This window comes from Alkalibacterium iburiense (genome assembly GCF_039521845.1).
GTDB lineage: Bacteria > Bacillota > Bacilli > Lactobacillales > Carnobacteriaceae_A > Alkalibacterium > Alkalibacterium iburiense.
In genome coordinates, this window is the sequence record NZ_BAAACW010000121.1 from 1 (window position 1) to 25,634 (window position 25,634).

Sequence of the window (25,634 nt, forward strand, 5' to 3'; positions counted from 1 at the left end):
CAAACAAATATAAAAGTGATAAAATCAACACTGATAAAGCTTTTTAGAAAAACTATGAATTATTCAGGTTATAATGTTCTTCTTCAGGTTAGTGGTATTATCCATCCTTGCAGAAGATGCACCATTAATGTATTAATTCTAGTTTAAAGCCTTACGTTAAACAGCCCATGAATCAATAGTTTAATATTTATTTATCGATTGTTTAACTCAGAATTTTTCTCAATAGATTTAAATTGCGTTTTATAATATATGGTAAGTATCATAATAACTAAACCTAACATCTGTATAGTCATCATTGTTATGATATTATAGTCTATAAACCCAATCAACATAGCCACTAAAGTAGGAATTCCTAAGCTATTCAAAACTATTATTACGGATTCTTTGAAAGAATTGATATCTGTTACCTTACTTTTTTTAGTAAGAGACATAAAGAACGCTGATCCTGCAATCAATGAAACAAGCATCGCTAGAGTAGCTAAAGATATAAGTATTGAAAAGAATAAGACGATTAAAACTCTATTTTGATTTTCCCAAAGTCTATTAATTTCATGTACTATAATATCCGCATTGACTTCTCCAGTATTTTCAAAGAAATGGTCAGTAAAAATACTTATTTCTGGTTGACCACTCTCAGTGAATATAAACTCATCGTCACTAACTACTAAATAAGTGTTAAAACCTTCTGTATAATTTTCATAATTTTGGCTTGGATTAATCACTACAACACTGTCATCATTAACTACAATATTTTCAGTTTCTGATTGATTAATTATAGCAGCAGTTTCCTCGTTAACTAATTCAAAAACTTCGGGGTATAAATTTTCAATATTTACTACATTTTCAGTCGCGTAGTGTAATGTCATTGGTATAGATATTAAGCTATTTAAGAATATTATTATTATTATTATTTGATACCACTTTAAATTATTTCTATTAGCAAATGCTCTAATAGGCGTAATAGTACTCAAAAAGTAATTAAAAGGGAACTTGCTGTTGTCATTTTTCATTTAACCAACCTTTATAATGTCTTATTAATAAATTTAGTATTATTTTTAAATCTAAATATTTGTTTAATCAAACCACTTCTACCGTATTACATCATAACGTTTCAAATCAATTTTTAAGACAAACGTTATTAATAGAAGAATGAGGAATATACGAAAAGGATGATAAAGTTTTTGAAAGCTCTTTACCATCTCTTTTCTGTATAATTATTTAGTGACTCTTAGAAAACACAAAGTAGTACTATTTTAAATTCTATCCTTTTGTACCTCCAGCTGTTAAACCAGAAACGAAATGTCTTTGTAAGTAGAAAAACAAAAGGCATATTGGTACAGCTATTAAGATTGCTCCTGCTGCAAACAAAGTAACTCTCTGATCTTGTGGATTATTTATAAACGTTTGTAGACCGATAGCAACAGTATATAAATCTGGTCTTCTCAGTAAGAATCTAGCTAGCATGTATTCCCCGAAAGGACCCATAAATGCCCAAAGTGCTTGTACTGCTATCATTGGCTTTACTAACGGTAGAACGATTTGCCAAAAAATTCTTAAGTGCCCTGCACCATCTAATTTTGCTGACTCGTCTAATTCAATTGGTATAGTATCGAAGTATCCTTTCATTAACCAAGTATTCATTGGAATACCTCCACCAATATAAATAAGAATCAAGAACCAATGTGAGTTTAACCCTCCAGCTAGCAACGCCATTACATAAAATGCTGTTAAGGCAGCGGTTGTAGGTACCATCTGTACAATTAAGAAGAACTTAATAGACTGGTTTCTACCAACAAATCTATATCTACTGTATGCATAACCAGATAACGTGATTGCAGCTACTTGCGCAAACATAGTAGCACCAGCAACATACAAGGTATTTAGATACCATGTACCATATAAAGTATCTTGGAATAAGCGTCTAAAGTTATTCAGAGACCAGGGTCCAGAAAAATTTAAATCAAATGCCATAATATTTCCTGTTCTAAATGCAGATGTAACGGTAATTAATATTGGATAGATTATTATAACTGACAATATTATCAAATATATATAAGTAAATAAGTTTTTCCAACGATTGGTTGTTGTTTGCGTTCTTAACTTTCTTTTTTTAGCCATTGTAAATCAATCTCCCATCTCAAAGGCTTTAGTCTTACTGAATATAAACATGGACAAAGCGATAACTACCATCGATATAATTAAGGTGACTGCAGCAGAGACGTTATACTGAGGAGAAGTACCAGTAGTTAGTTTATAGATCCAAGAGATTAGTATATCTGTGGATCCGGCTCCACTTCCAATACTTCCTGGTCCTCCTTCATTAAATAAATAGATAGTGTTAAAGTTGTTAAAATTACCAGTATATTGAGTGACAAAAATTGGTGCAGCTACTGTAAAGATGTGGGGCAATGTAATAAATCTAAACTTCTGAATGGCACTAGCCCCGTCCATAACAGAAGCTTCATACCAATCATCTGGAATAGACTGGATTACTCCTGAAGTAAGGACATAAATGTATGGAAAACCCACCCACCCTTGTATCATAATGATTGCTATTCTCGTCCAAAAAGGTGTTATTTTCCAGGGTACAGACGTTAATTCTACAAAGGGAAGGATACTATCGAGGAAAGGAATAACTTGTGTATTAATAGCTCCTACACTTGGATTAAACATATTTGAGAACGTCAATACCGTAATAAATGCAGGTATTGCCCAAGGAAGTAACATAATAACTCCAAATAATTTTTTAAATTTTAGTCCTTTTTGATTAATTACTATTGCCGTAAATACGCCTATAATTAGTTGAAGAGTAGTCGCAGCAAATGTCCAAATAAGTGTCCATGAGAACACTGCTAAAAATGTATCTCTATAAGCACTAAAAACAAATAGATTTCTAAATGTATCCAGACCTACCCATTCAATTAGATTGGCGGGGGGGACATTTCGAAAATTATAGTTAGTAAAGGCTATAAAGATAGTCACTAATACAGGGAATATTATAGAAAAAGCCATTAATAAGTAAGCGGGTATTGTCAATAAATAAGGAAATCCATTATCTAATGTATGGTTTAGGATATCTTTGACTGAATAATTTACGTTTTCTGGATTAATACATCTCATCTTAGCGACTTTACGAGCATCAATGATATTTGCAAGAAGAAAAATTAAAAATATTATTGTAATTATTATTTGAAGAGCACCTTCAATTAAGAAAAACAGTGAATGATCTGTTGCTGGATCAGTTCCTAATGTAATCAAGCCTTCTAAAGCAGGAATACCAAAAACCAACATTTCTACTACGAATAGAGCAAAAATTGATAAGAATAATCCTCCTTTAAAAAATTGCTTGTTATTTAATTGTCCGAGCCCAGGTATGATAGACAAGAAAGTAGACTTTTTTATATACTTCTTATCGCCTTCACTAAAGATACTGTTTTTGTTGCTATTTGATTTCAATATAATCTTCCTTTCGATTAGGTATAGAATAAACTACTATAATTGGTTGAGTTTACTATATAGCTATCAAACTTTTACATGTCTCTGATTTTTTAACAGGTTACTTAGATGAATAATTAATATCCAAAAATATATATCCGTGTATTATCAAATCTACACGGATATATATTATGAATTAAATTATGGACATTTAATTATAAATTTGTTCAATGTTTGTTTTAATTACTTCTACCGCATTGTCTGCAGCTTCTTGTGCAGTTTGATTGCCAGATCCTGCATCAAACATCATTGATTCTGCACCTTGCCATACTTCAGCCATTTCTGGAATATTAGGCATTGGAACAGCATCATTATATTGTTCAATAACGGCAATCGCTAACTCATCTTCTCCATCCTCAATAATGGTATTTCTAGTATTTTGGTTGGCCGGAATCTCACGAGTATAATCAGTATATAATAACATCGTATTTTCTTCATTGTTAACAAAGTCTATAAAAGCCTGTGCTGCATCAATATTTTCAGAGTAAGACGGTATTACCCAACCTTTTCCTCCAGCAAATGGCTCATATGCGTTTCCATTTGGCAATGTTGGTATAGGTGCCACTCCAAAATTAACTCCTGCTTCTACATAGTTATTTGCGCCCCATGGTCCATTGATAATAGCTGCTGCAGATTCTTGAATAAATTGATCATCTATAAAGTTACCTGCACTGGTAACATCTAACATTCCATCAGGCCATATTTCTTGGAACCAATATTGAGCATATTCAATTCCCTCTACAGCTCCCGGAGTATTTAATCCAATATCTGATGGGTCTTCTCCGTCATTACCAAATACATATCCACCATATCCAGAAATTAATCCATAAGAGTTATAGAAATCCACCCAGTTAGCTAAGAAAGCTGTACTCGTACCGGGCTCTCCAGCGAAAGAGAATCTATCGTCTTCTGTTAATTCTTCCAATTCTTCAAAAGTAGTAGGAACTTCGTCTAGTAAATCTCTATTATAATACATTACTAATGATTCAATTACAAATGGAGAGCCATATGTTGTTCCTCCGACAGTTACTTGTTGTTCGTCAATCTCATCATTTCTATCAGATGGAAGAGTAATCTCTGCTAATTGGCCTTGTTGACCTAATCCACCAATGCGATCGTATGGAGAGAGTATTACATCAGGAGCTAATCCTGCAGGACCATCTAAAGTTAAAGCCTCAAGAGTTTCAAACATATCTCTTTCAGTAACTATAACTTCTACACCATATTCTTCTTCAAATGCCGGGGCAATTTCTGCAATGAAGTCAGTATAGTTTTCCCCCACTCCAACTTCAATAGTTCCACTTAACTGTTCAGTTTCTCCGTTACCTTCAGTTCCGTTTTCAGTAACTTCATCATTAGTATCTGTATCTCCGTTACCACAAGCTGCTAATACCATTAAGGACCCGACTACGATACCTAGTTTTTGTAATTTAATCATATTTATTCCTCCTAGTTTCTATTTTGTTGTTTCCATTACTATATCCATTCTCAAAGTAATAAACCTGTATAACTACTTTAACTACTAATGAAAGTGGTTACAAGACAACTATACTAATATTATTTGTACTTTTCAATATATTTTTTATTGTTACCGGTATCATTCGTTGAAATCACTTCCACAATTTAAACTGATTGCTACCTCAGCTACATTCATTAGTCTACCTTACAAGCTTTAAACAAAGTAATACTCTTTATTTAGCTTGTTAAAATCACCTTACTAAAGATTTCTAACTACAAATATCCTAACTATTTATGCAAGGCTAGTAATCTACTATACCAACCAATACAGATATAGCTAATAATACTAGAAATCTCTTGTCTACACACATAATAGTTTGTATTATTTTTTTTGTACAGCGTCAAATAAAACTTTTCTTTCTTTAGCTCTCTTACGTTTATTTTTAATACGTTCATGCCTTTCTTCTTCGTTATCAAAATAATAATATACTGTAAACCCATTATGACTCAATAAAACTTCTTCATCTAACTCAACATCATGCAGACCAAAAACTCTTTTTGCAGTTCTTGGTAATAATGAAACAAATGCGTCTTCTTTGTCTTGATTGAAAAAGAATAAAAGCTGCTCATTACCTAGTTTCCGTTTATAACCAATAAACTGTTCTTCATCCCTTACTTCGTGCCATTCCGCTTCTCCGTGTGTCAAAATAGACTGATATTTTTTTCGAAAGCGATTTAAAGATTTTGAAAAATTAAGCATGTCTTGATCCTGTTTATCTTCATCCCATATCATGCATTTACGACAATCCGGATCGTCACCACCATCTAGTCCTATTTCAGTTCCATAGTACATACAAGGTGCACCTGATTGAGAATATAAAAATGTTAATGCTGATTTAACTGAATCTTTATCTCCTTTTGCTTTAGTTAAGATACGTGCTGTATCATGAGAATCAAGTAAATTAAACATTACTTCTGTAGTCTGCTGACGATACATCATTAGCTGATTGTTAATACCGGATACTAATAAAGATGGAGATGATAGTTTGTCTATAAAATACTCTTCTATCGCATCTGTCATTGAATAATTCATAACAGCATGAAATTCATCCCCATTTAGCCAATTTTGCGAAGAGTGCCATATTTCTCCAAGTATATATATGTCCTCTTTAATTTCAGTGACTTCTTGGAAGAATCTTTTCCAGAAGTAGTGATCAACTTCATTGGCCACATCAAGACGCCAGGCATCAATATCAAATTCCTTAATCCAATAGGTTGCGATATCTAATAAATACTCTTGCACTTCTTGATTAGATGTATTTAATTTTGGCATTCGTGCTTCAAACCCAAAAGTATCGTAATTTACCCTGGGAATTTTTGTCAGTTCTTCATAGCTTTTGCCTCTCATATCATCTACAGGGAATGAATTTATATAAAACCAATCTTTATACTTAGAGTTTTCTTGGTTTTCCAATACATCTACCCACTGTGGAGAATAAATTCCTACATGATTAAACACGGCATCCAACATAACACGAATACCTCGTTTATGAGCTTCCTTAACAAGTTTTTTGAATAGTTTTTTGTCGCCAAAACTCGAGTCTATCTCTTTATAATTAATTGTATCGTATTTATGATTAGAGGGTGCTTCAAATATAGGACAAAAATAAATCCCATTAATCCCCAACTCCTCTAAGTAATCTAAGTTGTCCAATACTCCTTGTAAATCACCACCATAAAAATCATCTCTTTCAGGATTTTTCTTGCTTCCCCACGGTAGAACTCCTTCAGGATCATTTGATGTATCCCCGTTTGCAAATCTATCAGGGAATATTTGGTACCAAATTGTTTTCTTTGCCCATTCGGGCGCTTTAAATGCATCTACTTCATGTATATAAGGTATACGGAAATAATATTTAATTTTATTTAGAAAATATTCACGGAAGGGGAATGTTCCTTTATCAGAATGAAATACCTCAACACCATCTTTTCCAACAATTCGAAACCCATACGCCATACGTTTAGTAGGCTCATGTGTATCAATCATCCAATAGTCATGTGTATTTGTAGAGGCTATTTTATGCATTTCTTTCCCATTTTGATACCATTTCTCACTATGATGAGAATAGGGATCTCCGCTCAATAGCTCAACTGTTTCTACATCATCGAGTTTAGTCCTAATACGAATATGATAATGTCCCTTTTTATATAAATATGCATATTCACTTTCTGCACGATGATAAATCGCTGCTGTGTCCATTTGATCTACTCCTCTATATTATATAAACCGATTACAATATTATCATAACACTTGCATATATCTATACAATATAGTATTTAATGTTACCGGTATCAATATTTTAGTATGTACAAATATTAAGTTACTGCTAACGCTACTAGACTTAGGAAATAGTGTTCATATAAATAGATCCCCGTCCGATGTTAATTTGGCTGTAGAATTAATAGGCGACTAAAACATCACCTAAAGGAGAAACTCACTTGTTTTCTATTTTTATCCCTGATTACATAAAAATGACGTTAGTGAGTATCTATCTCACCAACGTCATTTATTGTACAACCATAATTGCGTAAAAAAAGGTAGAAACAGTTACGTTTCTACCTTGGGGATTTCTGACCAACACGATTTGACAAAGAACCAAAAAAAAGTTCTATGACCGCTTAAAGCGAGCCATAGAACTTATCTAAAAGTATTTCAATAAAATAGATTATTATTTTCCACCAACGTCTTTTGACGAAGAACCGGCATTTAGAGAGTTGTTTTTTAGTTTGAACGCAACAACTTGATTATAATAGTATGCAGCATTTAAATACTTACTGCTTTTGAATACTTATCTAGATGAATAATAGACTCTGTTTCCGCTGCTTCAAAGATAGCTTCAATAACCTTCATCACACGAAACACTTCTTCATTTTTTACAATCGGTATTGCTTGCTCGGTCACTACTTTATAGAAGTTTGTATAAAATGAATCTTCCATTGTTTCAGTTTCATTGAATGTTTCTTTTATGATAGCTAATTCTGAAGGAGGGGCCATTGTTTTAGTTAACCCGGCGCCCGCTTGAATAGGTTTTGGTTTTTCTACACCTTGCACATTACTTCGTTTAACTAATTGAGCCTTTTCACCCCAGTCATGAATAACTGCAGAACCATCTGTTCCTCTTACGTACCAGCGTGGGAGTTTGACAAAGTTCGTCGTTCCAACTTCTACTATAGCTTTAACACCATTTTCAAATGTCAGATGACTCATAAACCCATCATCAACCCCATTCCCTAAGACATAACTGAGATCCGCTGCAACACTTTTTAAAGGACTATTTACTAAAGTGAGAATTTGGTCCAATAGATGGACTCCCCAATCTAGTAACATACCCCCACCAAACTCTTTCATATGGCGCCAATCTCCTGGAATACCGTTCGCCCCTTGAACGCGGGACTCGATTTGAAAAACATCTCCCACTTTTCTATCAGTGTATAGCTTTTTAATCATTAAAAAGTCTTCATCCCACCGACGATTTTGATGAACCATAAAGACTCTGTTCACTTTTTTGGCAGCTTCTAATACCTCAGAATATTCAGACGTGTTTAATGTTACAGGCTTTTCACAAATAACATGTTTACCTGATTGTAACGCTTTTATAGATAGATCTTTATGAGAGTCATTCGGTGTTGCCACTAAAACCACATCGACTTCGTTATCAAAAAGTATGTCTTCTAAACTTTCGAAAACTCGATAGCCATCTATTTGAGCTACTTTCTGACGTGTATCTAAAATATCAAATGTTCCGCATACCGTTACATTTGGGTTTTCTTCAATCAATTTGGCATGAAAACTGCCCATTCCACCATATCCTACAATGGCTACTTGTAATTTAGTCAAACAACTCCTCCTTTCTATGCCCACCACATACCATCTGTTTTATCTTTAATTAAAACGGATTGTAAATTAGATACAGCGCGGTTAAACCCTTCTTCTATAGACATAAGAGGATCTTCATGCTCAATACTAATGACATAATCATAGTCATACATTCTTAAAGCACTAATCATATCTGACCACTCTTTCATGTCATGGCCACATCCTACAGAACGGAATGTCCACGCTCGCGTTTTAACATCCCCATATGGTTGCATATCCGTTAAACCATACATATTTATATTATCTTGATCGAGATAGGTATCTTTTGCATGGAAATGATGGATCGCCCCTGCTTCACCTAATATTTTAATCGCAGCTACAGGGTCGATACCTTGCCACCATAAATGACTCGGATCAAGATTTACACCTATTGCGTCACAAGTTGCTTCGCGTAACTTAAGCATTGTGTAAGGCGTATGGCATAAAAACCCACCGTGAAGTTCAATACCGATTTTCACTTCATGTTTTGTTGCAAGTTCTCCTATTTCCTTCCAGTATGGAATCAGTTTATTTTCCCATTGCCAATTATAAACATCTGTATATTCTTCAGGCCAAGGGATAACTGGCCAATTAGGTTTCTTAGCTTCTTCACTATCACCAGCTGTTCCTGAAAATGTGTTGACCACTGGCACGTTCATTAATGACGCTAGTTTGATTGTTTTTCTTAAAATTTCGTCTCCCGCTTCAGCTTCTTCTTTATCAGGGGAAATGGGATTATTATGACAACTAAAGGCACTAATAGTTAAGTTGCGTTTTTCTAGTTCCGCTAAGTATGCTTGCCTTTTTTCTTCACTTTCAAGTAACTCATCCGTCGGACAGTGATGATTTCCAGGATTCCCCCCCGTTCCAATCTCTACAGCATCCAAACCAGCTGCTTGTACCTGATCTAACATTCCTTCAAAACTCAAGTTAGCAAATAAAGGAGTAAATACACCTAACTTCATTTTATCCAGCCTTTCTTTTTAGTTTTTATTTTATTACTCGAAACCTTTGATTTCTTCTAAAGGGTCGCTATTTCCATATACTGGCCGTGAACGAGGTGTAGGGTTACACCATTCAACACCATTTTTTATAACTTTTTGAATTTGTTTATGATGATAGGTTGGATACGTTTCATGACCAGGCTGGAAGTAGAATATTTTCCCATTGCCTCGACGATATGTCATTCCGCTTCTGAAGACATTCCCGCCTTCATACCAACCGATAAAAATAAGTTCATCCGGAGTCGGGACATCAAAGTGCTCTCCGTACATTTCTTCTACTAATTCAATTGTCTCATCAACCCCTTCTGCGATGGGGTGACTCGGATTAACAACCCATAAGCGTTCTTTTTCTTCAGCTTCTCTCCATTTCAAATCACAACTAGTCCCCATTAATTTCATAAAAATCTTAGACATATGTGCAGAGTGTAAAACCACTAATCCCATGCCGTCCAATACGCGTTCATGTACTCGGTTCACTACGTCATCCTCTACTTCGTCATGTGCTAAATGACCCCACCAGATTAAAACATCTGTATTATCCAAAACTTCTTGTGTCAACCCATGCTCTGGTTCATCTAGTGTTGCTGTTTTAACTTTAATATTTTCTTCAGATAAAAAACTGGCTATTTGTCCATGAATACCTTCAGGATAAACATCTCTTACTTTATCATCTTTTAATTCATGTCTGTATTCATTCCATACGGTAACATTTATCATTGATGAACCTCCTCAACTATTTCTTTCAGTTTATTTACATTTTGATGCGCTGCTTCTAAAGGTGTCAAAGTTTGAAACGCTTCTTGCTCGACAATTAACCAGGGCATTTGTAATTCTTTAGCTTTTTCAACATACTTTTTAATCGGCAGTACGCCTGCACCCAATTCAGTGCTTTCAACAGGGGTTACTTGCTTATCTTTAAAGTGGAAAAGACCAATCGCTTCCTTATGTGCATCCACCCAGTCAAATTCATTTATCCCCGCGTAAGAAAGCCAATAAAGATCGACTTCATAATACAGACTTTCTACATTTTTATTTAGAAAACTCAACATATCTTGATTTTCAATATCAGAAAATTCGTGCGCATGGTTATGGTAATACAGTTCAATTCCTCGTTTGCTGGCAGATTGGGAAAATCGGTTAAGGTCATTTGCAAAGCCTTCCCATCCCTCAAGTGTCTGGAAGCTTGCGAACGGAACAACAACTCTTGTATTTCCAATGGCTTTTTCAAAATCAAGTGTTTCGTCTAACGCTTCTCTTAAATGCTCATATGGCACATGAGACCCTGCTATTTCCAATCCTGTATCTGTAAGCAACTGGTTAATTTCGTCAGCTGTTTTACCATAATACCCTGCAAATTCTACACCATCGTAACCCATGTCTCTTACGTTTTTAATAGCATCATCAAAATTTCTTTCACAGTCATCTTTTATACTCCAGAGCTGTAAGGCAATCGCTGGCTTCATCCTAACCCTCCTGTAAGAATACTGGTTCTCCTGATTTAGCCGATTGATAGATAGCTTCTAATATTTCTGTCACTATAAGAGCTTGTTCTGGTTTGACGACAGGTTCTGTATCATTGATAATACTGTCAATCCAAAGTCTAGCTTCTAAATCTTCAGGACTTGCATCAGAACTATCGTAAAAATCAACTCCACCCGTTTCCATATCAATACTTCTTACAAACGTGTGCCCGTTATCTTCTCCATTAATGCGTAAACCATTTTGCATGTCAGCTCCTGCTTTTGTTCCATGTAAGGTTGTTTGAGCTTCTCTAACATCTAATGAATTCAGTGCCCAACTAGCTTCCAGGTAGATAGTTGCACCGTTTTCCATCGTAACAAATCCAAAAGCAGAATCTTCTACAGTAAATTCTTTTGGATCCCATGGTCCCCAGGCATTAGCCGCATTTTCAGTTTTTGCTAACTTATGATATGTATTTCCAACAACATATCTCGGTTTGTAGTTGTCCATCATCCACAACGTTAAATCTAACGCATGTGTTCCGATATCAATAAGTGGTCCGCCACCCTGCGCTTCCTCATCAAGGAAAACACCCCATGTAGGAACAGCACGGCGTCTAATCGCGTGAGCTTTAGCATTATAAATTTCTCCAAGCTCTCCGTTATCTGATATTGTTTTTAAGTACTGCGAATCTTTTCTAAATCTATTTTGGTACCCAATGGTTAATTTTTTCCCAGTTCTTTTCATTGCCTCAATCATTGCTCTAGCTTCTTCAGTCGTTTTCGCCATTGGTTTTTCGCACATAACATGTTTGCCTGATTCCATTGATGCGATTGAGATTTCTGCATGTGAATCATTTGGTGTTAAAACATGAACGACATCAATATTCTCATCTTTTAATAATTCTTTATAGTCAGTATAAACTTTTGATCCTTCAGCACCGTATTCTTCGCTTGCTCTTCCCGCACGGCTCCCAACCACATCACAAAAAGCTACCATTTGTACATCTTCTAGTTTTGCTAGGGCTGGTAAATGCTTCCCGTTTGCAATACCTCCACAGCCGATTATTCCTATTTTTAACATTCGAAACTTCCTTTCATTAAGGTTAATTGTATACTTCTTTTTATAGTTTAGTGCTAAGCAAAGCCGTAACTTTAATACATAAAACTATTGGATTGAAGTATGATATTTCTGAAATTAATATTTACATATACAAATTGCTTTTACAGTTATATTCTAGTAACACTAGAGATGGTGCTCAATATAACTTCAGTAATCACCTTAAAAGAACTCCTTAAATTACTTGTTATTAGTATCAACTCACTAAAATTAAGGAGTTCAATTATTTATTACTATCTCTTCTTTTAGATTATATAATTTGATCCTACCTAAAGAGTAAATAAGTATTAGTGGAAATTTATAGCATTCTACTCATGTATATTTGTCTTCTTTATTGAACTGGAGCAGCTAACAAAATTTCTCCTAATACTTTAATTAGATCCGTGTCTAGGTTTAAGGCAAGTAAGTGCCCCAGTACTACCTGACTATTATCCTCTTCAAAAATGATGCGATCAATTTTTTCTTTTACAATAAAATCTATTTGTGCTTCATCCAGTAGTGTTTCAATTCTTTCTTTCACATTATTTTCTTTCAATTCAATACTCTTAAATGACACAACATATTCTGATTCAGTCGGCAGATTCGGTAAAGTCACTTTTAATCCTTGATTGGTTGTATCAACAGTAGCTGGTTTATCTTCTCCATTTACCTTAACTTGAGGTTCTTCTTTTGATGAAAATCCAACAAACTCAATAGTAATCTGTCTTTCTTGCGGCAAATCTGATAAATCGCCTTCTGGTTTCTGTATCAAAAACTCAGCAGATGAATCATTGTTCTTCCACTTTAGAGTCATGGAGGTTTTAGCCCCATCAAATTCCGCTGTCTCTCCACTGTCTTCATATAAGCTAAAGTATCCATCTGCTCCAGCAAACACCTTGACAGTAAGAGCTTCTGGAATGTCTACGCTATTTTTTACATCTGTATCCATTGGAATGATTGCACCAGCTTTGGCAAAAACAGGAACGGAATCTAACGAGCGGTACACATCCATCAAACGACCACCGCGGTAACGCACGTATTTACAAACTATACTGCTCCAAACTCATTAATGATTGCATAGTGTGAACTAAGAACAATGCTATTGCTCTATGTAGTATCTGTATTGGTAAAAAGCGGAACTGTTACATCATATCTTACATCCCTTCAATTATTGATAAACTATGATAAAAAATTATTTCTACATATAGAACATGTCCCTATAGCTTGACTATAATAATAGAACGATTGTAATAAAATACTAACCTCTCCTTCTATTTAGCGCTAAAGTAAAGCGCAAAAACTTTTTAAACTTATTGTATTAAGCAGTGCAACATTGTGAACAATGAATCAAATATTATGTAAGTGGTTACAAGACAACTGTATAGAATTTATTTTACAATTACAATTACTTTTTCAATGTTACCGTTAACATTTTAAATCTTGACAACTATTTCAACAATATTTGAATATTTTAAGTGATAAAACTACACATGAATAGCTTCAATTTTTATCAGTATTTTACCTTGTAACTATCAATATATAGAAAGAAGTAACTTCGATATAATTACAAAGCTACTTCTTTTTTTATGCTATTTTTTAGATTTATAAGCAAAAGCTTCATATGGTTCCAGTTCGACGTGCTTTAAGTCATACTCTTCTCTGGAGTAATTCGAAATAATAGAGGAAACGGTCCCTTCTCCTAATTCAAGCGTTTCTTTTTCTTCACTTAAATTAACAACAACCGTCCACTTTTCTCCTTCATACTCTCTTTCATAAGCAAAGACTGATTCATGATCAGGTAGAAGCAAGGTATAAGATCCTTTAACAACAATCGGATTCTCTTTTCTTAAGCGCACTAATTGCTGGTAGGTATAAAAGATTGAGTCTTTATCTTTCAATGCCTCTTCCACATTGATTTCTGTGTAGTTTGAGTTAACAGCTTGCCAAGGATTACCGGTCGTGAATCCAGCATGTTTTTCTGAAGACCACTGTACTGGACGTCTGCCATTATCTCGTCCTTTCACATTAATGGACTCTATAATCTCTTCTTTAGAATACCCTTTTTCTATCCGTTCATGATACATATTAATTGTTTCTATATCATTGGCTTCAGAAATATCAGAAATAGGGGTATTGGTCATTCCTATTTCTTCTCCTTGATAGATGTATGGCGTTCCTTTCATAAAGTGAAGCAGGATAGCGAAAGCTTTCGCACTTTCAACTCGGTATTCCTTGTCATTCCCCCACCTTGATACAATACGTGGCGAATCATGGTTGTTCCAGAATAAACTGTTCCACGCTTTATCTCCAATATCCGTTTGCCATTTGGAAAGCACTTCTTTTAATTCGACAAAGTCAATGTCTTTCAGGTCCCATTTGGCACCATTTTCTTGCTCATCCAAACCGATATGTTCAAACTGGAAAATCATAGATAATTCATGACGGTCCGGATCAGAATAAAGTTTGGCGTTCTCTAAAGTCGCTCCCCATGTTTCGCCGACTGTCATGACGTCATACTTACTAAAGGTTTCTCGATTCATTTCTTGCAAGTAATCATGCAGTTTGGGTCCATTCACGACAATTTTTTCATCTGGCACTTTTCCGATGTTATCAATGACATCCATTCGGAATCCACCGATTCCTTTATCTAGCCAGAAATTGATCATATCGTATATATCCTGGCGCATTTTTGGGTTTTCCCAATTTAAATCTGGTTGTTTCTTACTAAATAAGTGCAAGTAATATTGCCCGCTTGCTTCATCATATTCCCAGGCCGACCCACTGAAGGTAGACTCCAAATCATTCGGTGGCCCTCCATTTACCGGATCACGCCAGACATAGTAATCTCTATACGGATTATCTCTTCCTTTAAGAGCCTCCTGGAACCACTCATGCTCATCGGATGTATGATTGACGACTAAATCCATGACTATTTTAATGCCACGTTTATCCGCTTCAGCAATCAATTGATCCATATCTTCCATTGTTCCGAAATCTGGGTGAATCGCTCGGTAATCACTAATATCATACCCGTTATCATCCATAGGTGATTTATAAACCGGACTGAGCCAGATGACATCAATCCCTAATTTTTCTAAATAATCCAATCGGCTGATAATCCCCGGGATATCCCCAATACCGTCTCCATTTGAATCCTGGAAACTTTTAGGATAAATCTGGTATACAACCGAATTTTTCCACCATGACATAAAAAATTCTCCTATCTATACTAAAACTGTTATATTTTATTTGAGAGCTCCTCTTTATTTTTATACATTGATATCCTCCTGCCATTTATTTTTTTCATTTGTTTACGTAAACGTTTAACCTATGAGCAAAAAAATTAATAGATCTTCGAATGGAAAACTTATATTAATTTTTTTACACTTTTTCTTTCAATAATATGGTGATCCATAATGAAACTTTTTACTTGCCCTTCTTTATTCACCATTTGTACAAGCATGTCACAGGCTTTCTCTCCCATTCCTACTAATGGCTGAGCAAGTGTCGTGAGCGCTGGAATGGTTATACGTGAGAGCAAAGAATTATCATATCCTATAAGCGATACTTCCTCTGGGACTTGAATACCCATTTCATGAGCCATAGTCAAAGCACCACTGGCCATTTCATCACTTGCCAAAAACACAGCAGTCAATTGCGGGTTCTTTGTCATTAAATGACCAAACTGGACTCTCCCATTTTCAAAACTATAATCTGCTCCGTAGGTGATTTGACTGTTATCTATAGATAAGTCAGCTTGTTCAAGTCCTTCAACGAAGCCTTTTATTCTAGGAACTCCAGAAATCAGGTCAAGCGGATTACCCGCAACCATTCCGATTTTCGTATGTCCTTTATCCACTAAATAAGTAGCGACATCAAAAGCTGCTTGATAATCATCTACTTTTACATAAGGAAAGCTCTCTTCATCAGCCTTAGTTGATAAGAAAACGACTGGGGTCTTCTTTTTCTTTAAGTACTCCAGTTGTTCTTTTTCAACGGCATCACTTGCGAATATAATACCATCCACTCTTTTTTCAATTAAGTTTTTTAGCGACTCCATCATACGCTTTGGCTTGGAATACGTATGACTGACAATCACACTAAAGCCTTTTTGGTAAGCCACGTTTTCAATGCCATTTAAAAACTCATAAGTTAACATGCTCGAAATATTTGGGAAAACAACACCAATAGTGTGCGTTTTATTCACAATTAAACTTCTAGCTATCGCATTAGATTCGTATCCTAGCGATTCGACTGCTTTCAGAACTTTTTCTTTAGTTGCTTCAGAATAGCCTCCGAGATCATTAATGACTCTTGATACGGTAGCTATGGATGTCTGGGCTTCTTTAGCCACATCGTGAATAGTAATCATCAGGATTCCCTCATTTTCATTACGTAAACGTTTACTGTATTTATAATTTATCACACTTATTTAAAATTGACAAGGTTTTCATATTAAAAATATTTATTTTTTTCGAATTCAACGTGATCCTAACGCAAAGGAAAACTGAAAAGTAAAATGAAAACAAATGCGTTCGCCATTTGAGCATAGTCATCTCTCACTAAATGGGAACGCATTAATTTACTGATTTTTTGTTAAACTTTCTTATTTTATATTATTGAATGACTTTCTTTTCTCCAAAGTGATTAATTTCTAATGGTTCGCCTTCAAGTAATGTATACTCTGAACCTTCTGGTTTAATAGTAACTTGTAGAGTTCTCCCTTTAAATTGAATAGTAAAGGAGAGCTTATTCCACTGTTTCGGAAGTTTAGGCGAAAAGTGTAACGTGCCGTTCGCCATTCTAAGACCGCCAAATCCATACACAATACTCATCCATGTGCCACCCATATTGGCTGTGTGCACTCCATCGTTGGTGTTTCCTTGCATGTTCGTAATATCCATAAGCGCCGTATCCATAAAGTAATCATACGCTTTTTCCAAATCGCCTATATCACTAGCCATCATCCCAAATACCGAACGCGATAAGGACGAATCATGAGTCGTGATGGCTTCATAATAGTTATAATCTCGTTCTTTTTGCTCTTGACTAAACTCTGTAGAGAACAAGAATTGAGCTAAGACTGTATCGGCTTGCTTGTTTACTTGATGACCATAAATCGTTAAGGGATGGTAATTTAACAGTAAAGGGTAGTTCTCTTCTGGTGTATTGTCAAAATCCCATACTTTTTTATGGAAGAAGCTGTCATCCTGCATTGTTAACTGTTGTTTTTCGTCATAAGGCAGGAACATCTTGTCTGCGGCTTTTTTCCATGCATCCAGTTCCGCCTTCTCAAAGGCTACTTTTTCTAAAACGGCTTGCCCATCTTCATTCTTTTCATCTAGTGCTTTCTCGACCCACTCGATCGCATAATTCAGATTATGCTTGGCCAGTAAGTTAGTATAAAAATTGTTATTGACGATAGCTGTATATTCGTCAGGGCCAGTGACCTCATTTAAAACAAAGGCGCCATCTCGTAACTCATCATAATGGCCATACGTTTCGTAAAAACGTGCGGTTTCTATTAAGATTTCCAAGCCTTCATTCATACCAAATTCAGTGTCGTCTGTCGCCTGCAAGTATGTGTGTACTGCATGAGCAATATCTGCATTAATATGAATCTGAGCAGTCCCGGCCGGATAGTAAGGGCTAGCTTCTTCCCCGTTTATCGTCCGCCATGCAAAGAGTGCACCGTTATCTATGGCCATCTCACGTGCTCTTTCCCGAGCTTGCGGAAGGATAGAATAGCGGTATCTCAATAATTGCTTAGCAATTTCCGGTTGAGTATAAATGAAGAACGGAAGCATATACATTTCTGTATCCCAGAAATAATGGCCTTCATAGCCCTCTCCGGTAAGACCCTTCGCCGACATATTCGTCAATCCGTCTCTTCCGGCTGCTTGGTGCAAGTGGAACAAGTTAAAGCGTAAGCCTGTTTGTAGCGTGTCATCTCCGTCGATTTGAATATCTGATGTGGACCAAAACGTCTTCATATAATCCAGATGCTTCTCTTTTACGGAGTCATAACCCTCTTCTTTTACCTTTGAAAGAAGGTCATCAACCTGACGACTCTGTTCTTCTTTTTCACTTTCATCCGTAAAAATAAAGCCATAAGCTACCCATCTTTCTAAAGAGACGGTTTGGCTTTTACGTGTTTCAACTTTCCACGTTTCTGTGTTTCCATCCCGATGATAAGCAGCAGAAGCATCAGATAACGCATTAGTCGCTCCTACAATCAGGTTTAAGTCTGTACTGTGAGGTGTAATATGCATCAGCGTGTGCTCTTCTGATTCTAAGTCTGTTGAGTCAAAGCGCCTTTCTTTAAGAACCTTTTTACGCGGATCATGGCTGTCTTGATGTCCTTTAGTCTGACCCATTTCTTTTAAGTCATCCAATTCAGCAGTGAGTTCCAGTTCGCTACCATCCTCATGCGGTGTGACCCAGACTTTCTGTACGAGTAATTCTGGATAATCGTATGAAACAAATCGTTCAATCTTTACATCTACAGATTTGTCTTGCGTGTTCGTCCAAGTAAAGGTACGCGTCAACACGGCTTTTTCTAAATCTAGCATTCGTTTGTGATCCGTTGTTGAACCCGTTTCTAAGTCGAAAGTTTCTCCATCTAATGTCAGCGTCAACTTTTTACCGTTAGGAACAGGAATAATAGTCTGGTGGTTTTTAGCATAACCATAGGCCCACTCACCGTATTCAATCGGTTCACTGTCATAAAACGCATTCACTAGAGTCGATTCGCTGTAACTATAATCAGGTGTTCGCGAGGTTTCTTCTAAACTGCCTCTCGTTCCGAAGTGACCATTCGATAAGGCAAAAAGGGTTTCATTTTGAACAATGGTTTCTTTTGAAGTCCCATCTTCTTGTAAAACCCATTTTGAATCTTTAGATATTAAAGGGTGCATAATAATCTCCTTCCACTTATTTCTATTTAAACTATGACACAAGAAAATAATGATAGCAACTAAAATAAAACCCATTATCTGTTTTTCACCTTTCTTTCAAAGGATACAAATAATGAGTTTTTTATAGTTTATTTAGCAGATGCTTTATCTAATATAGTCTTTAAATCCAGCTCTGATGTGCTTTCTACTGCGTAGTCTGCCTCTTTCATTGCGTCTTTTGAACCGACACCTACTGAAAACATACCCGCTGCATTGATAGACTCAATGCCTGCTTCTGCATCTTCCAACCCTACGCACTCTTTGACAGATAAGCCTAGTAGTTCAGCCCCTCTGATGAATATTTCTGGATCAGGTTTCCCTGCTTTTAAAGAGGCAGGGTCAACGATGCCTTCAAATAAGCCATCAATTTCTAAGCGCTGCATGATTTCTGGTGCATTTTTACTCGCTGAGGCTAGAGACATTTTTATCCCTTGCTCTCTCGCATCACGTAAAAGCTCAGCTATCCCAGGCAATAAATCAGCGGGAGTCACTTGTTTAATGTACTCTTTATACTCTTCATTTTTCTGTGCCGCTAACCTTTCTTTTTCTTCCAGCGTATAGGCCTCGCTTTTATTCCCATGCTGTAAAATTAATTCAAGAGATTCCATACGGCTAATGCCTTTTAATTGCTCATTGAATGCTCGGTCAATTTCAATTCCAATTTTTTCAGCCAGACTTTTCCATGCTAAATAGTGGTATTCCGCTGTATCAGTAATGACCCCGTCTAAATCAAAAATCAATCCTTTAATCATAGTGCGCCTCCTCATTATCAGTAAAAAAAGAGGGAGAGTCCCTCTTTTTCTTATTTCTCAAGTGCTTGGCTTAAACTTTCCTCTAGTGTAACGTCTTTTCCGTATAATTTAAAGGTTAAAGCATCGCCTTCTTGAAGCGTGAACTGAACTTCTTTTTCAGTCACTTTTACTTCTATTAGTCTGCCTCTGTATTTTAGTTTGAACTGATAACCATTCCACTGAGTTGGACAGTAAGGTTCAAAAGTTAATTCACCCTGTGTGGTACGCATACCCGCGAAACCGTGGACAATGGATAACCATCCGCCACTCATAGATGTCGTGTGTAACCCATCTTCTGTATCGTTATTGTAGTTATCTAAATCTAAGCGAGCGGTCCGTTCATACATTTCAAATGCCTTGTCTTTTTTGCCTAACTCCGATGCTAGAATCGAGTGAACAAGTGGAGATAAGGAAGACTCATGAACCGTCATCGGCTCATAGAAGTCGAAGTTCTTCTCTTTTTCTTCTAAAGTAAATTCATGGTTCAAGAAATACAAGCCTTGTAAGACATCTGCTTGCTTGATAAAAGGCGAACGTAGAATTTTATCCCAAGACCAGTTTTGATTAATCGGTCTTTCTTCCGGTTTCAAGGCACTCACTGGACGCAGATCCTTGTCTAAGAAGGTATCATGTTGGACAAAAACACCTAATTCTTCGTCATATGGGTAGTACATTCTGTCCACGATGTCTTGCCACTGAGACAGTTCGTCATCGCTAACCTGTAACTCTTGTTTCTTCTCGTCTGATACTTTCTCAAGTGATTCCATGGTATAGCGTAAAGTCCAAGTCGCTATTGTATTGGTGTACCAGTTATTGTTTACGTTGTTTTCATACTCATTCGGACCTGTTACACCGTGCAGCATGTATTGTTGCTTGCGTTCTGAAAAGTGTACTCGATCTGCCCAGAAACGGGAAATAGCTGTTAAGACATCTATTCCTTTGTCCAGTAAATAAGACTCATCCCCAAAGTAAGTGGAATAGTTGAAAATAGCGTGCGCAATCGCTCCGTTACGGTGTATTTCTTCAAAGGTAATTTCCCACTCATTGTGAGATTCAACACCCGTGAAGGTCACCATTGGGTAAAGAGCGCCTTTCAGGCCTTGTTTCTGCGCATTAATATGCGCTTGCTCTAGCTGGTTGTGACGGTAAACAAGAAGCTGTCTGGATACTTCTTCGTCTGTAATAGACAAGTACATCGGCAAAATACAGGCTTCGGTATCCCAATACGTTGCGCCACCATATTTCTCTCCGGTAAAGCCTTTAGGTCCAACGTTTAAGCGCGGATCTTCGCCGTAATAAGTGGAGAATAACTGGAAGATATTAAAGCGAATACCTTGCTGACTGGCTTCATCTCCGTCAATCACCACGTCTGCGTTTTTCCATCTTTCAGCCCATCCGTCGATATGAGCTTGTTTTAGTGCTTCATAACCTTGTTCTGTAGCTGTTTTTAAAAGGGTATGGGCTTCTTTTACTTGATCCGTTTCTTCTACATCACGGCTGGTTACGACAGCCACATGTTTTGTGATCGTTGCTTTTTCTCCTTTAGATACGACTCCTTTAAAGGTTTCTTCTACTTTCATAAACGACTCATCTGATGACACTTTTTCTAAGCCTTCAACTTCGTTACTCATCATAGTAGTCACTGTAAAGCGTTCCGTTCCAAAGTCATTTTCTTTCGTTTTTGTCGTTAAATACGGATACGGTTCGAGTCCGCGATTTCTCTCTAACCAGAATTTTTCTTCATAGTTACTGTCTTCGTTGACGACATCTCCGTCTAAGTGAGGAAGCATTTCTATTTCAGCTTCTCCGTTTAGTACGCTGGCCTCAATATGAATCACAGCGAGTTCTTTCACATCTACACTGACAAAGCGCGAGAAATTAAATTCCACTTCCAAGCCATCTTTCGCCCAGACAAAAGAACGATTTAAGATGCCCTCTTTCATATCTAATTCTAAAGAGTAGTCTGTGACTTCATCTTTAGCCAAATCCAGCTGGTGACCATTTATACGAATCGTCACAGGTATAAAGTTGGTCGCATTAATCACTTTCCCGAAATAATCCGGGTATCCGATTTTCCACCAGCCCACACGCGTTTTATCCGGGAACCAGACTCCTGCTATATAGGTTCCGATATGGGTATCTCCCGAAAAGCCTTCTTCAAAGTTTCCTCTCAGACCCATATGTCCGTTTCCGATTGAGGTGAGACTCTCCTGAACCCTTTTATTGTCTTTAACATCCGTTGTAATGACTTTCCACGGATTTATTTGAGCAATTCTATCCATTTCATCCACTTCCTATTCTATCCATTTTTTAATTGGCTTTTATAGCCTCTCGCAGCAGTCGGCGTTTTCTAGCCCGCTTTCTTTTATTTAACAGACGCTCATGTTTTTCTTCTTCATCGTCTACATAGTAATAGACAGCAAAGCCATTTTGATGAAGGATGGTCTCTTTTTCTTCCATCGCGTCACGTAAGCTAAATACTTTCTTCGTTCCATACGGCAACAATGGAACAAAGGCTTCTTCTTCATCCTGATTAAAGAAGAAATAGAGCACTTCTTTTCCATGCTGACGTTTGAAACCGATAAATTGTTCATGATCTCTTATATCATGCCACTCTGTTTCTCCGTATATTAAAATATCCTGGTACTTTTTGCGGAAGCGAATCAGTTCTTTGGTGAAGTCGAGCATATCATGATCCTGCTTGTCTTCATCCCATATCATACATTTACGGCAATCCGGATCTTCCCCGCCATCTAGTCCAATTTCTGTCCCGTAATAGATACACGGCGCGCCGGGCTGAGAGTATAAGAAAGCCATCGCCGATTTAACGAGATGCTTATTCCCCGCTGCTTTAGTTAAGACACGGGCGGTGTCATGAGAATCCAGCAAGTTAAACATCACTTCTGTTGTTTGGCGTCTATACAAAGCAAGCTGACTGTTTAAGCCGGATACTAAGCGGGACGGAGATAATATCTTCTTGAAGAAATAATTCTCAATGTTATCCGTGAAGGCATAGTTCATAACCGCGTGGAATTCATCGCCGTTAAGCCAGTTTTGAGAGGAATGCCAAATTTCTCCTAGAATATATAAGTCCTCTTTAATCGCTGTGGTTTCTTTATGAAATCTTTTCCAGAAGTAATGGTCTACTTCGTTCGCTACATCCAGACGCCAGGCATCGATATCGAATGCTTCAATCCAGTAAGTAGCAATGTCTAAAAGATAGTCCTGAACTTCCGGGTTAGATGTATTGAGTTTTGGCATATGACCGGTAAAAGCAAAGGTATCATAATTGACGCGCCCCACATTTTCCAATTCTTCTGTGCTTAAGCCTCTCACATCTTCTACTGGGAAGGAATGGATATAGAACCAGTCTTTATATTTAGAGTTTTCCTGATTTTTTAAGATATCCTGCCACTGCGGGGAGTCAATACCTAAGTGATTGAAGACCGCATCAATCATGACACGCATCCCGCGCTTATGCGCTTCTTCAACAAGTGTTTTAAACAGTTTCTTGTCTCCAAAGTCCGGATCGATTTCTTTGTAGTCTATGGTGTCGTATTTGTGGTTTGAGCTTGCTTCGAAGATCGGACAGAAATATAGGCCGTTAACCCCTAAATCCTCCAGATAATCTAAATGATCCAGGACACCTTGTAAGTCGCCCCCATAAAAATCATCTCTAGAAGGATGCTCTTTGCTTCCCCACGGTAAAGTGCCCTCAGGGTCATTTGATGGATCCCCGTTCGCAAAGCGTTCTGGAAAAATCTGGTACCAGATGGTTTCTTTTGCCCAAGTAGGAGCTTTGAAGGCATCTATTTCATGAATATAAGGCACTCGGAAATAAAAGTTCATCTGCCTCAAAAAGGTTTCTTCAAAAGGGTAGACCCCCTGATCCGAGTAAAAGACTTCCACTCCGTCTCGGCCTATCACTCGAAAGCCGTATGCCATGCGTTTAGTTGGTTCATGGGTGTCAATCATCCAGTAATCATGAATATTCGTTGATGCGATTTTCTTCATTTCTTTCCCGTCTAAATACCACTTTTCCTGGTCTATGGCATAGGGATCCCCACTAAGCAATTCGACCGTTTCAACATCATCAGCTTTCGTACGAAGACGAATGTGATAATGACCATGCTCATACAAATACGAATATTCACTCTCTGATCGATGGTAAAGGGCTGCTGTATCCATATCGTTACTCATTCCTCCTATAACTTTTTTATGCATTTCAATTTTAATCTGTTTTATGTAAAGCGATTCCATTCAAATTCTAGCACTCAAGGAAAAATAAACAAGACGCATCGGATGTGTTAACGGTAACAAAAATGTGTTAGCGGTAACAACTTATTGCTCCTGCGCTGTTTTCCATCAGCTAGCATGCGAACAGACCTTGATGGCATAGCCCTTTTTTAATCATAAAAGCCCGCTTATCTAAAAAAAGACAAGCGAGCCTACAAACGATTTATTTATTTCGGGTGGTTCCACCAATTTTTAACTCTGTATCAAATAGTTGATTTCCCTGTTCTTTGCCATTCTCTTTGACTTTATTTAATACCATACGCGCACAGGCGGCTCCCATTTCTGTTGTCGCTTGCTTTAAAGTTGTTAAATGAGGGTAGGCGATTTGGTCTAAGAAGACTCCATCATGACCGATGACACCGTAGTCATTTGGAATGTCTCCCCCTTGTTCTTTAATCTCTCGAATGATACCCAAGCCTAACCGATCCGACGCACAGATAAACAAGGTGTTTGGACTAAAGGTATGCCAATTCTCTTTTATGAAGGCTGCTGAATAGCGTGAGCGATTGGTCAGGCGATAAATAGTCGCTTCTCTTCCATATTTCTCCATCGTCTTCACGTACCCGCGTTCTCTTGAATGAGCAAAACATTCATCGACATCAATACCGATATACACAATCGATTCATAATTCATTTTAATGCCGTATTCAGTGGCTTTTTTCATGCTTTCTTCATTATTGCTGTCGACATAATCCATACCGGTTTCATTCTCACCGTAAATAATCGTTGGTTTTTTCAGGCCCTGAATCAATGGGATGTCTTTTTGACGCATCCCGCAGACAATATAGCCGTCCGAGTCTCCGATTTGAATGTTTCTGTGTGTCAGCAACTGCAGGCTGTAGGCGTGTTTGTCTAATTCATTCGCAATACCCGCTAATAAAAACATATAATATGGTTCTGTAGTGTCCATCTCTTCCAGAATCAGTAGTTTAATAATCTGCGTCCGTTTGTTCGCCAATGCTTTCGCAGCGGCGTTAGGCCGATAATTCAATTCTTGCATCGCTTCAAAAACTAATTGCTTTAATTCATCTGTGACTTGTTCTGGATGGTTGATGACACGAGAAACGGTCATTTTAGAGACATTCGCTTTTTTTGCAACATCATTTAATGTGACCACTCTATTTCTCCTTTCCATCTCCCGTATTTACAATCCCTTACA

18 protein-coding genes are annotated in these 25,634 nt (G+C 37.0%); all 18 read right to left on the reverse strand.

Features of this window, described 5'->3' with window-relative positions:
- Window positions 1-191 precede the first annotated feature (191 nt).
- The 18 genes from ABDZ53_RS09770 to ABDZ53_RS09855 all read right to left on the reverse strand — a co-directional run bounded on the left by ABDZ53_RS09770 (window position 192) and on the right by ABDZ53_RS09855 (window position 25,592).
- Entirely contained in the window at window positions 192-1,010 is an 819-nt protein-coding gene (locus tag ABDZ53_RS09770; RefSeq protein WP_343756023.1) for a hypothetical protein, read from the reverse strand.
- Between the two features lie 250 nt (window positions 1,011-1,260).
- A complete protein-coding gene (locus tag ABDZ53_RS09775) occupies window positions 1,261-2,118 on the reverse strand; it encodes a sugar ABC transporter permease (protein ID WP_343756025.1) in 858 nt (285 codons plus the stop codon).
- Between the two features lie 6 nt (window positions 2,119-2,124).
- Window positions 2,125-3,456 carry a carbohydrate ABC transporter permease gene (locus tag ABDZ53_RS09780; protein WP_425541704.1) on the reverse strand — a complete coding sequence of 444 codons (1,332 nt, stop codon included), beginning with the start codon at window positions 3,454-3,456 and terminating at the stop codon, window positions 2,125-2,127.
- 190 nt (window positions 3,457-3,646) lie between these two features.
- Window positions 3,647-4,933 (reverse strand): extracellular solute-binding protein, encoded by a 1,287-nt coding sequence (locus ABDZ53_RS09785; protein WP_343756027.1) that lies wholly within the window; start codon window positions 4,931-4,933, stop codon window positions 3,647-3,649.
- 402 nt (window positions 4,934-5,335) lie between these two features.
- Window positions 5,336-7,213 (reverse strand): glycoside hydrolase family 13 protein, encoded by a 1,878-nt coding sequence (locus ABDZ53_RS09790; RefSeq protein WP_343756029.1) that lies wholly within the window; start codon window positions 7,211-7,213, stop codon window positions 5,336-5,338.
- 564 nt (window positions 7,214-7,777) lie between these two features.
- The gene (locus tag ABDZ53_RS09795) at window positions 7,778-8,851 is read right to left on the reverse strand and encodes a Gfo/Idh/MocA family protein (protein ID WP_343756031.1); all 1,074 of its coding nucleotides are present in this window, start codon (window positions 8,849-8,851) and stop codon (window positions 7,778-7,780) included.
- Window positions 8,852-8,865: 14 nt separating this feature from the next.
- A complete protein-coding gene (locus tag ABDZ53_RS09800) occupies window positions 8,866-9,834 on the reverse strand; it encodes a sugar phosphate isomerase/epimerase family protein (RefSeq protein ID WP_343756033.1) in 969 nt (322 codons plus the stop codon).
- A 33-nt stretch (window positions 9,835-9,867) separates the two neighbouring features.
- Window positions 9,868-10,590, reverse strand: a complete 723-nt coding sequence (locus tag ABDZ53_RS09805) for a ThuA domain-containing protein (RefSeq protein ID WP_343756035.1) — start codon at window positions 10,588-10,590, stop codon at window positions 9,868-9,870.
- On the reverse strand, window positions 10,587-11,336 hold the full coding sequence (locus ABDZ53_RS09810; RefSeq protein WP_343756037.1) for a sugar phosphate isomerase/epimerase family protein: 750 nt from the start codon (window positions 11,334-11,336) through the stop codon (window positions 10,587-10,589). Before ABDZ53_RS09810 ends, ABDZ53_RS09805 begins: the two co-directional genes overlap by 4 nt.
- Window position 11,337: 1 nt before the next feature.
- Window positions 11,338-12,417 (reverse strand): Gfo/Idh/MocA family protein, encoded by a 1,080-nt coding sequence (locus ABDZ53_RS09815; protein ID WP_343756040.1) that lies wholly within the window; start codon window positions 12,415-12,417, stop codon window positions 11,338-11,340.
- 367 nt (window positions 12,418-12,784) lie between these two features.
- The gene (locus tag ABDZ53_RS09820) at window positions 12,785-13,444 is read right to left on the reverse strand and encodes a DUF5110 domain-containing protein (protein ID WP_343756042.1); all 660 of its coding nucleotides are present in this window, start codon (window positions 13,442-13,444) and stop codon (window positions 12,785-12,787) included.
- A gap of 577 nt (window positions 13,445-14,021) precedes the next feature.
- A complete protein-coding gene (locus tag ABDZ53_RS09825) occupies window positions 14,022-15,641 on the reverse strand; it encodes a glycoside hydrolase family 13 protein (protein ID WP_343756044.1) in 1,620 nt (539 codons plus the stop codon).
- Window positions 15,642-15,799: 158 nt separating this feature from the next.
- The gene (locus tag ABDZ53_RS09830) at window positions 15,800-16,804 is read right to left on the reverse strand and encodes a LacI family DNA-binding transcriptional regulator (RefSeq protein WP_343756046.1); all 1,005 of its coding nucleotides are present in this window, start codon (window positions 16,802-16,804) and stop codon (window positions 15,800-15,802) included.
- 244 nt (window positions 16,805-17,048) lie between these two features.
- Window positions 17,049-19,349 (reverse strand): glycoside hydrolase family 65 protein, encoded by a 2,301-nt coding sequence (locus ABDZ53_RS09835; RefSeq protein ID WP_343756048.1) that lies wholly within the window; start codon window positions 19,347-19,349, stop codon window positions 17,049-17,051.
- A gap of 128 nt (window positions 19,350-19,477) precedes the next feature.
- Window positions 19,478-20,140 carry a beta-phosphoglucomutase gene (gene pgmB / locus ABDZ53_RS09840; protein WP_343756050.1) on the reverse strand — a complete coding sequence of 221 codons (663 nt, stop codon included), beginning with the start codon at window positions 20,138-20,140 and terminating at the stop codon, window positions 19,478-19,480.
- A 50-nt stretch (window positions 20,141-20,190) separates the two neighbouring features.
- On the reverse strand, window positions 20,191-22,470 hold the full coding sequence (locus ABDZ53_RS09845; protein ID WP_343756052.1) for a glycoside hydrolase family 65 protein: 2,280 nt from the start codon (window positions 22,468-22,470) through the stop codon (window positions 20,191-20,193).
- 19 nt (window positions 22,471-22,489) lie between these two features.
- Window positions 22,490-24,367 carry a glycoside hydrolase family 13 protein gene (locus ABDZ53_RS09850; RefSeq protein ID WP_343756070.1) on the reverse strand — a complete coding sequence of 626 codons (1,878 nt, stop codon included), beginning with the start codon at window positions 24,365-24,367 and terminating at the stop codon, window positions 22,490-22,492.
- A 271-nt stretch (window positions 24,368-24,638) separates the two neighbouring features.
- Window positions 24,639-25,592: a LacI family DNA-binding transcriptional regulator gene (locus tag ABDZ53_RS09855; protein ID WP_343756054.1), complete on the reverse strand. Its 954-nt coding sequence runs from the start codon at window positions 25,590-25,592 to the stop codon at window positions 24,639-24,641.
- Between the last annotated feature and the right edge of the window lie 42 nt (window positions 25,593-25,634).